Source organism: Flavobacterium laiguense (assembly GCF_003097655.1).
GTDB classification, from domain to species: Bacteria; Bacteroidota; Bacteroidia; order Flavobacteriales; family Flavobacteriaceae; genus Flavobacterium; species Flavobacterium laiguense.
This window is the reverse complement of record NZ_QCZH01000049.1, coordinates 1-2,520: the sequence shown is the minus strand read 5'-3', so window position 1 is coordinate 2,520 and position 2,520 is coordinate 1. Positions and strand designations below refer to the sequence as shown.

Genomic DNA, 2,520 nt, shown 5'->3' with positions numbered 1-2,520 from the left:
TCTCATAATGAGATAAATGTACAACTATTATTACGCATAAACAATAAAATACGACATTATTTTATTCCAATTGCTTAGGATCTCATATTATGTATGAAATTCTAGAACTTTTTATAAAAAACAACAATAATGACAAACTTTATATCATTGCTCGAAATAAAGGAAACAATACGGCTCTGGATCGTATAAACGAATTGTTGTCAAGCAGCTATACTCCAAATATACTTAAAGACAAAGGACTTAAAAAACTTCACGAATATCTAGAAATTATTGATATCGATTTGGCTTCTATAAAGGATACTTTTTCAGAAAAAATAAAAGGAGGGTATTTTATTCATTCTGCGGGATACGTTAACCTATCTACGGATGAAGCCTTGAAAGAGAAAATTTTTGCCGAAAATGCAAAAATAACCAAAACGTTATTTTCTATTTTCCATCCCTTTATAAAAAAGTTCATTTATATCGGTACCGCTTTTTCATCTGGAGTTCGAAACGGACTAATCGATAATGATTTTCATAATTTAGATTTTACCCCAGAGCATCGCAATGCTTATGAGGATGCCAAATTTCATTCAGAAAACTTTATTGCCCAAGAATGTAAAGCATTGGGATTGCCTTTTCAGATTCTGCGTCCGAGCGTTATTGGAGGAAAAATGCTTGGGAAAGAAAACAACTATTTCATTCCAAAATATATGGTTTTTTATCTTTTGGCAAAATTCTTTCACTTCACTTCTCAACGAAAAGGTGAACAAGAGAATGTTCGTTTTATCATCAATGAAGAAACAGGTTTGAACATCATACCGGTTGATTACGTAGCCAAAGTGATTGTAAACACGTTTGAGCGAGATGACATCGAACAACTTAATATTGTAAACGACAAAAGCTTCAATATTGTAAAAGGCTTACAGTTGATTATGAAAGAGGTTGGTTATACCAATTTTACTTTAATACAAAACACCTTGGATTTTAAATACAAAAACACCATCGAAAAATTGTATTACGAAAGTATCGGAAAGCATCTAAAGCCTTATTTTATAACCAATGCCAACGAATATGACACTACTTTGTTAAATTCAATTCTCGAAATTCCAAAATTGGATCATGAAGCGTTTACCAACATGATTCGCTATGCCATATTAAATGATTTCAAGGATATTAATGTGTAGTTTCTTTAGAGATGCTAAGTTTCTAAGAAGCTAAGATACTGGGAGTCTTAGATGCTTAGTATCTAAGAAACTTAGCGTCTAAAAAAAATGTTAAACAATATCTTAAATCAATAATTTGAGCTAGAAAGTATAGATAAAAAAAAGTACTTTTACTAAAAGCAATACAGTTCCCTACTTTTGGGTATTATGATACAACTTAACAAAACTAATTTTCAAACCGTAAAAACCAAGTTCCTTCCTAAAAAGCATTTAAAATCTGGTAGTCAGGAACCGCTTTTAAATTTTTATGGGAAGAGAATTTCTTCATGGCGGTTTCAGTTGAAAAAACCTTGGGATAGTTTTGTGATTTTTGTTTTGAGCATTTTAATCACCATTCCACTTTTTATAATATTTCATGAAAATTTAATCAATCCGAATTGGTTTTTTAGTTTGGATAGAATTATACTTTTTATAGTTCTTTTGGCTGTTATTCATTACACTTTGTATTCCTTGCGAACCATCATAATCATTTGTATTATTCTTTATTTTCTGGTCTTGATTTATGGTAGTTTATTTGGAAATTTTAATTTCAATAGTGTTTTCGATGATTACAATTCCATGCTGTATTCAATGAATAATAATCCGTATCCCCAAGATATTATTATTGCCAAGTTATTGCCTTTTCCAAATAAGACACAAATCAAAAAAGCAATAGAATATGAAAATCCAAAGGTTCGGAACTTTGCCGTTTTTGCCACTTCAAGACATTTCAAAAACATAAGGGGTTATTCCGATTACAGAAATATAATTCAATGTTTTGCCGTATTCAAAGAAATAAATAACCGTTGGAATTACGTAAATGATCCAAAAGACAACGATTACATAGCAACTGCATCCGAATCACTGCTTTATTTTTCGGGAGATTGTGACGATCATTCCATATTAATGGCCGCAAGTATTAAAGCCATTGGTGGAACTCCCAGACTGATTCATACCAAAGGGCATATTTATCCCGAAATTTGCATCGGTTCTATGAAAGATCTCGAGAATGTGAATTATTTGATAAAGAATGTTCTATTTGCCCAAGAAAGCTATAAAAAACAACTTAATTATCACATTGACGAACGTGGTCAGGTTTGGCTAAACCTTGATTACACGGCAAAATATCCAGGCGGTCCATTTATGTCCGAGGAAATATTGGGAGCTTTAACATTAGAATAAAATAAGAAATATTAGGGAGTGCCATCATAAAGAAAAGGAGCCGACTCACCGCTATGATGAGTTGGCTCCTTTTCTTTATGCTGTCGGGCTATCCGCCTTTACTTTGTATTTGATAAAACACTAAATTTATTCAAAGGAAAACAGAGGTGAACTA

2 protein-coding genes are annotated in these 2,520 nt (G+C 31.9%); both read left to right on the top strand.

The window, feature by feature from the left end:
* The first annotated feature begins 86 nt into the window (after nt 1-86).
* A complete protein-coding gene (locus DB891_RS17350) occupies nt 87-1,166 on the top strand; it encodes an SDR family oxidoreductase (protein ID WP_262497843.1) in 1,080 nt (359 codons plus the stop codon).
* A gap of 186 nt (nt 1,167-1,352) precedes the next feature.
* Nucleotides 1,353-2,366, top strand: coding sequence for a transglutaminase family protein (locus tag DB891_RS17345; RefSeq protein WP_223256135.1), 1,014 nt, complete (start codon nt 1,353-1,355; stop codon nt 2,364-2,366).
* The last annotated feature ends 154 nt before the right edge of the window (nt 2,367-2,520 follow it).

Coding starts and splice junctions, on each gene's coding strand:
- DB891_RS17345 (WP_223256135.1), top strand. CDS start 1,353: ATGATACAACTTAACAAAACTAATTTTCAAACCGTAAAAACCAAGTTC.